Origin of the sequence: Levilactobacillus lanxiensis, assembly GCF_016861655.1 — a bacterium.
GTDB classification, from domain to species: domain Bacteria; phylum Bacillota; class Bacilli; order Lactobacillales; family Lactobacillaceae; genus Levilactobacillus; species Levilactobacillus lanxiensis.
The window spans coordinates 22941-29699 of sequence record NZ_BOLN01000014.1 but is presented as its reverse complement, the minus strand read 5'-3'; the positions used below and the strand labels follow the sequence as shown (position 1 = coordinate 29699).

6 protein-coding genes are annotated in these 6759 nt (G+C 51.5%); 3 read left to right on the top strand and 3 right to left on the bottom strand.

The window, feature by feature from the left end:
- Positions 1 to 107: 107 nt before the first annotated feature.
- Both JUF22_RS13150 and JUF22_RS13145 read right to left on the bottom strand, forming a co-directional pair.
- Positions 108 to 1418, bottom strand: a complete 1311-nt coding sequence (locus JUF22_RS13150; protein WP_308439821.1) for an NCS2 family permease — start codon at positions 1416 to 1418, stop codon at positions 108 to 110.
- Positions 1419 to 1924: 506 nt separating this feature from the next.
- Entirely contained in the window at positions 1925 to 2908 is a 984-nt protein-coding gene (locus tag JUF22_RS13145; protein WP_203647055.1) for an aldo/keto reductase, read from the bottom strand.
- A gap of 149 nt (positions 2909 to 3057) precedes the next feature.
- Between JUF22_RS13145 and JUF22_RS13140 the strand changes: the two genes are divergently transcribed.
- The 3 genes from JUF22_RS13140 to JUF22_RS13130 all read left to right on the top strand — a co-directional run bounded on the left by JUF22_RS13140 (position 3058) and on the right by JUF22_RS13130 (position 5529).
- On the top strand, positions 3058 to 3660 hold the full coding sequence (locus tag JUF22_RS13140) for an SDR family oxidoreductase (protein ID WP_203647053.1): 603 nt from the start codon (positions 3058 to 3060) through the stop codon (positions 3658 to 3660).
- 329 nt (positions 3661 to 3989) lie between these two features.
- Positions 3990 to 4364: a hypothetical protein gene (locus JUF22_RS13135; protein WP_225418159.1), complete on the top strand. Its 375-nt coding sequence runs from the start codon at positions 3990 to 3992 to the stop codon at positions 4362 to 4364.
- Positions 4365 to 4494: 130 nt separating this feature from the next.
- Positions 4495 to 5529, top strand: a complete 1035-nt coding sequence (locus JUF22_RS13130) for a polysaccharide deacetylase family protein (RefSeq protein WP_236000784.1) — start codon at positions 4495 to 4497, stop codon at positions 5527 to 5529.
- A gap of 57 nt (positions 5530 to 5586) precedes the next feature.
- Here JUF22_RS13130 and JUF22_RS13125 read toward each other — a convergent pair whose 3' ends face one another.
- Complete coding sequence (locus JUF22_RS13125; protein ID WP_203647047.1) at positions 5587 to 6729, bottom strand: ArgE/DapE family deacylase; 1143 nt, start codon at positions 6727 to 6729, stop codon at positions 5587 to 5589.
- Positions 6730 to 6759 lie beyond the last annotated feature (30 nt).

Here is a 6759-nt window from a genome sequence, read left to right as displayed (position 1 = left end):
TACCAAAAAGCTGGTTGAGGAAAATCCGAAGATTTTCCTCAACCAGCTTTCATTTTGGAGACTTATGTCACAGCCCCTCTTTGTATATTATATTCTTAATTAATAGCCTATCCTGCGTTCAAAATCCACAGGAATAGCACGAAGACAATGGCTAAACCGTACATCATAGCGCCGACTTCCTTGCCGCGCTTGGCCGCAATCATGGTCAGGGGGTAAGTGATGAACCCTAAGGCAATCCCATCAGAGATGCTGTAAGTCAGGGGCATCCCCAGGACAATCAGAAAGGCAGGAGCAGCGACTTCGAACTTTTCCCAGTGAATGTTCTTCAGGGATTGGGCCATCAGAACCCCAACAATGATCAAAGCAGGCGCGGTCACTTGGTTCGTGACAACGGCCAGGAGTGGGGAGAAGAAGGCGCCCAGGATAAAGAAGATACCCGTTACGATAGCGGTAAACCCGGAGCGACCGCCCACGGCGATTCCAGCGGATGATTCCACGAAGGCACCCATTGGGGAAGTCCCGAGGAGTGACCCCACGACCATCGTACTGGAGTCAGCCATCAGGGCCTTACCGATCCGTGGCAGTTTGTTATCCTTGACCAGACCAGCTTGTTCGGCCAACCCGACCAGTGTCCCGGTGGTGTCAAAGAAGGTTACCAGTAAGAAGGTTAAGACGACAACAACTAATTGCAGGGAATTAATGCTTGTGACATGCGTTAACCCAACCATAAAGGTCGAGCTGATGGATGGCACGCCGGAAATGATGTGTTTTGGCATGGCAATCAGGCCAGTGGCTAAACCTAAGATGGAGTTGGCGACCATCCCGATGAAGATGGCACCCGGCACGCGAGCACTCATCAGAACCAGCGTCACCAGCAGGCCAAAAATGGTTAACCAGGTGCTGCCGACTTGCAGGGAACCCAGCGTCACCACCGTGGACTTGTCGGCCATGACCAAGCCCCCTTGGCTCAGACCGATAAAGGCGATAAACAGCCCAATACCAGCACTGATGGCCATTTTTAAATCACGAGGGATGGCGTCAACGACCTTTTCCCGTAGCTTGAACGCGGTCAAAATCATGAAGAGAATCGAGGCCACAAAGACACCGGCCAGAGCCGTTTGCCAAGGAATCTTCATCCCAATAACAACGGAGTAGGAGAAGAAGGCGTTGATCCCCAGACTAGCGGAGATGGCAATCGGGTAGTTGGCGAGAATTCCCATCAGCATACACCCGAAGGCGGAAGCGAAGGCCGTCGCAGTGAACACGGCCCCTTGGCTGATCCCGGATGCCCCCAGGACTTGGGGGTTCACGAACAGGATGTAAGCCATGGAGACGAAGGTGGTTAACCCAGCCAGTGTTTCCTTCTTATAGTTGGTGCCCAATTCTTCAAAATGAAAAAAGTCAGCGATTCTTTGCATGAATAATTGCTCCTTTAAGACAGAATTTATGTAAAATCCGAACGTTAACGGTAATCGTTCGTGTTTTTCTCTCAAACAATACTTATAGAGCTTATCATTTCTGCAAATGAAATGCAATCACGAATTATGAATTATTTTATTATGAATAAGTTCGTAAAACGCGAACGTCCCATGATGCCGGTGTTAGACGAAATAAAAGGACCCGAGAAAATTTTCTCGGGCCCTTGGGGGAGTGTGGTGCTTGGAATTTGTCGAAGTGAAAAATTTTTAGAAGAGAGTACTGATAGATTGGGACAAATCACAGTTAGCCGCAGGGCTGGTGAAAATGGGCTCAGCTGTGGGAGTTCTCTTGGTGGCGGGGTGGGCCGGCTAGAGAACTGGTATCTTTGAAACGCGGGCTTGGCGGTTCAAAGTAAGCTTGGAGACCGTTCTTTGGCTCCAAGTGTCCGCCCACCGCGTCCCGGCCCATTTTCACCAGCCCGGAGGCAGTGAACCAGCTATTTGTCCTAGTCTGGGTCGGCTAAGGACTTGCCGCTTTCGATGCTCTTAAAGCCAGCAAAGGCGGTATCGATCGTTTGATATTCCGTGTCACTCAGGGTGACGTCCAGGGATTGGGCGTTGGCTTCGACTTGAGCGGCGCGCTTGGCCCCGGGGATGACGACGCTGACCAGCGGATCCTGCATGTACCAAGCTAAAACGGTTTGGGCAACCGTGGCGTTGTGTGCCTTGGCGATTGGCCGGATAGCTTCGATGGCCTTCAGAGCTTGGCTGTAGCGCGGTTCCTGGAAGTCGCTGATTTGGCTGCGGATGTCGTCGGCTGGGAAGGACACGTTAGCGTCATATTTCCCCGTCAACAGGCCGGAAGCCAGTGGGAAGTAAGGGACAAAGCTGATTTGGTGATCCTTCAGGTAGGGCATCAAATCGGCTTCATGGTCGCGGTGCAGCAGGCTGAATTCGTCTTCGACCACGTCCACGTAACCGTCGGCATTGGCTTCCTTGACCTGGTCCAAACTGAAGTTAGACAGGCCAATCGCGCGAATCTTTCCTTGTTCCCGCAGCCGTTGTAGGGCGCCGACTGCTTCAGCCTTAGGCGTCTGTTTGTCTGGGAAATGGATGTAATAAATATCTAAGTAATCGGTGTTGAGACGTTTCAGACTAGCCTCGACTTGTTCAGTTAAGAACTTAGGGTCATTGTTGATGACCTGTTCGCCGCTGGAAAAGTCTTGAGCGCCCTTAGTTGCTAGGGTAAAACTATGCCGGTCAAAGTCGTGCATTGCTTGACCAACAAGTTCTTCGGAATGGCCCAGGCCGTAAACGTAAGCCGTATCCAATAACTGGATGCCGTTGTTTAAGCCCGCCTTGACTAGGTTAAGCCCGTCTTCATCTTTCAAATTCGGGAAGAGGTTATAACCGCCAACGGCGTTTGTGCCTAGTCCTAGCGGTGTTGTTTGCACATCAGTTTTACCAATCGTGACTTGTTTGTGTGTCATACAAAGACCCTCCTAATTAATTGTGAAACCGGATTCAAATACATTTCCTATTATAACGGATTTATTTTGCGGTGAAAAATATCTTGGCCCGGTGTTAGCAGTCACCACTTTCTGGTACACTGGGAGGCAAGGAAAAAGGAGCGAATATGATGACAACTTATTTAATCGTGGGCGCAACGACATTGGGACAAACCGTCGCTCGTCAACTGGCACAAAAGCCAGACACAACGGTCCGTGTGCTACACGCCGCAACGGAAGCGCTGGCAGCGGACGTAGCGGGTCTCGTCACGGAATTTAGTGGAGATTTAACGGCGGAAGCAACCTACGTGGCGCCCCTACAGGATAGCCCGATTATTTTCTCGGCCCTGAGCGGGATGGACGTGGATTTGGCCTTTGAAGCCTTGTTTGACGCACAATACCATCAACGACTCAAGCTGACGCGTTTTGTGATGCTCAGCACGGCTGGCGTGGATCAAGAGGTGACGGGAGACTTAGCCTATCCGGGCATCGACAACGTGAAGGAATACCTGAATCAACAGCGTTATGCGGCCAAACTGGTCGACGAAGCGGAGTTTCCTTACACCATCTTACGGCCAGTCACGCTGACGGAGGGCGCCGGACGTGACCCGCAGATCATTAAAGAGGGTAATCCGGTTCCCGCGGGCACTGTTTCACATGAAACAGTCGCCCGCGTGGCCGTTGACCTGATGGTTGATGGCGGCTACGATTACCAATCATTAGCTATTTGCTAGAGCTTGGCGGCTCAACGATGACTGATTAGGTGAAGGCGATAATCGCTGTTTTTGCGGGCTAAACCAGTGTTAGCCGGAAAGGTGAGAAAAATGGGCTAAGCTGTGGGAATTCTCTTGCCAGCTTTGCTGGTTAGAGAATTGGCGGCTCAAAGCAAGTCTAGAAACCGTCGTTTGGCTCTAGACGTCCGCCCACAGCGTTCCGGCCCAGTTTTTCTCACCTTGGAGGCGAATCAAAACACGAGAGTTTGCCCAAAGAACCTAAAGATTGCGGAAACCTGACGAAATTTTGCGTGACACCACGCAATGTTTGTTAGAATAGACCCAGTGGGGTGAAAGCATTGGCATTAAAAATAGATGATGAACAATTACAAGCGATTCGCGAACGCATGGGTGAGGCCAATCAACAGGCTCATTTCGTGATTTTTCAATCCGTTGAACGTGAGACGGGCAAGGTGTTACGCTTGATCACCGATGTCGAAAGCTTTCGGTCGATTCAGGAGCAACATCAGGATGACTCAGACATGGCAATTATCCAAGATATCGTGCCAATTACCGACACGTTGGCGCGCTGGGCGGTGGCTGAAAACATGGCCGCACAACAGGGCGACAGTGCCAGCGTTTTGGCTGACCTGGAACACTACACCAATGAGGTTTTGAAAGAGAATCATCAAACGATTAATCCGCCAGATAGTGCGGAAGATTAAAGGGAAACTGACTTCGGTTGGTGGCCCTTTTTTGATGTCAAATTATTTAGGCGGAACGCGTTCATTTCAAGGCCAAAACTGGTAACATAAGGGTAGATTCAGGGGAGTCTATTTTTTAGGAGGGATTTTAATGAGAAAACGACAACGAAGCATCATAACGGGGGTTATGGCAGCTGCGGCGGTCCTCTTACTGACCGGAACGTTATCTGCTCAGGCACCCGCCCAGGCGAAAACCAAAGTGGTGAACAAGACGGTTACTTATGGTCAATTAACGAACAAGCAACCGCACCGCTTAGCGGCAATTCGAGAGGCGGCGCGTCAGTCTATTTTACAGACGACCAAGGCCAAGAGTTCCAAGGTGGCCGCGGTGTATCAGGTGAAATTACCGACGCACATGAACAAGACGGCTAAGCTGACCAAGGATGGCTTGCGGATGCCACTGCTGACAAATAGTTTCAAACTCAAGCACGTCACGGTCCCTTACAGTGAGCTGAAGGGGAAGGTATTGAACCGCTACCTGCCTAAGGCCGACAAGACGAGCAAGGTCAAGACGAATAAAATGGTGGCATTGACGTTTGACGATGGGCCAGACCCAACCCTGACGCCACGGCTATTGAAGACGTTGAAGAAGAATAAGGCGCACGCCACATTCTTTGAAGTGGGACAGAGTGTAAGCCGTTATCCAAAGATTACCCGGGCCGTGTTGGCTGGGGGCAATGAGTTGGGAAATCATTCGTGGAATCATCCCGACTTCAACAGCATTGGGACCAGCAACACGGCTAGTCAGGTCATGCGCACCAACCGGGCCATCTACCAGGCGACTGGGACGCTGCCGCAGTACGTTCGGCCACCATACGGCAATATTACCGCGGCTGAGGGCCGGAAGATTCAGCAGCCCATCATCCGTTGGTCAGTCGATTCACGTGATTGGTCTTACCTGAACACGCAAAAGGATATTAATGAAGTGATGAAAGACACCCGTGGCGGGGATATCGTGTTGATGCATGATATTCACAAGCAATCCGTCGCTGCGGTACCGACGATTATCAAACGCTTAAAGGCCAAGGGCTACAAGTTGGTCACGGTCAGTCAGTTGCTGAATTACCAGGCGCTACCGGGACTTCAGTACTTCGGCGCGCACGATTTTCGAACTGCCGGTAAATAGGGCAGTAAAAAACGCTTAGTTTCACGTGGAACATTCACGGAAACTGAGCGTTTTTACTTAGGCTAAGATCTGTTTTACGAGTTGTTCATAGACCCGTTGGACGTGGCGGAATTCGTCGAGGTCCACGGATTCATTCAAAGAGTGGGCGTCGTACCACTTACCCGCACCGTAAACGATGACGGGGAACTGATTCGTTGATTTAGTAAATTCGGAAGCGTCGGTCGCACCATGGATGACTTGCAGGTCAATCGGGTGGCCAAATTCGGCGTCGGCAATGGCCTTGGTCGTCTTGACCAGTGGGGAGTCCTGCGCGCTAATGATCGGTTTGAAACTGTAGTCCACGTGGAGCTTTAGGTCAACACCGTCTTCTTGGTTGAGACGGTCCACGGTTTCAGTTAACCGGTTGATGACGGCTTCGTTGTTGAATTCTGGAATTGGGCGAATATTGCCTTGCAGCTCGGCCTTGGCGGGAATGCTGTTGACCTGTTCACCACCGTTAAAAACGGTCACGCTGTGGACCAGTGGCCCGAGTTCGGGGCTGACCGGTGCATCGTCAAATTCGGTGGCTTCGGCGGTCACGTACTTGATCAAATTGGTGATGGCGTTCACACCCTTTTCAGGCATTGAACTGTGGGCGCCGACGCCGCGAGAGTAGACGTGATAGTTGAGGGAACCATTGTGAGCATAAACCAGGTTGCCGCCGGTAGGTTCACCGATGACCATGCCACGGACATCGTCGGCATAGCCCTGTTCCGTCAGCATGCGTGAGCCCATGGCCCCGTTTTCCTCACCGACCGTCCCGATGAAGCGCAGACGACCGTTCAGCTTGACCTTGGCATCGGCCAGGTTAACGAAGGTGATCAGCATGCCAGCCAGCCCGCTCTTCATATCGGCAGCGCCACGGCCATACAGCGTGTTGCCTTCGATGTGCGCGGCGAAGGGGTCGAATTGCCAATCGGCTAAATCGCCCGTGGCCACAGTGTCCAGGTGACCGGCTAGGACGAAGACGTTGTCGCTAGTTGGGTCACCAATTTCGGCGACGATGTTACTGCGACCGGTGGCGTAGGGGATGATCTTAGCGTCGATGCCGTGTTCACCGAAGAGCTGTTTAATATAAGTGGCGACAGCGTCTTCGTTGCCGTTGACGGAATTGATGCTGACTAAATCCTGTAAAATCTGAACTTCTTCACTATCTTTCATAAATGCAAGCCCACTTTCTCACCAATTTTT

Excerpts from the sequence above, each read along its gene's own strand:
- JUF22_RS13125 (WP_203647047.1), bottom strand. The coding sequence starts at position 6,729 with ATGAAAGATAGTGAAGAAGTTCAGATTTTACAGGATTTAGTCAGCATC.
- JUF22_RS13140 (WP_203647053.1), top strand. The coding sequence starts at position 3,058 with ATGACAACTTATTTAATCGTGGGCGCAACGACATTGGGACAAACCGTC.
- JUF22_RS13150 (WP_308439821.1), bottom strand. The coding sequence starts at position 1,418 with ATGCAAAGAATCGCTGACTTTTTTCATTTTGAAGAATTGGGCACCAAC.
- JUF22_RS13145 (WP_203647055.1), bottom strand. The coding sequence starts at position 2,908 with ATGACACACAAACAAGTCACGATTGGTAAAACTGATGTGCAAACAACA.
- JUF22_RS13130 (WP_236000784.1), top strand. The coding sequence starts at position 4,495 with ATGAGAAAACGACAACGAAGCATCATAACGGGGGTTATGGCAGCTGCG.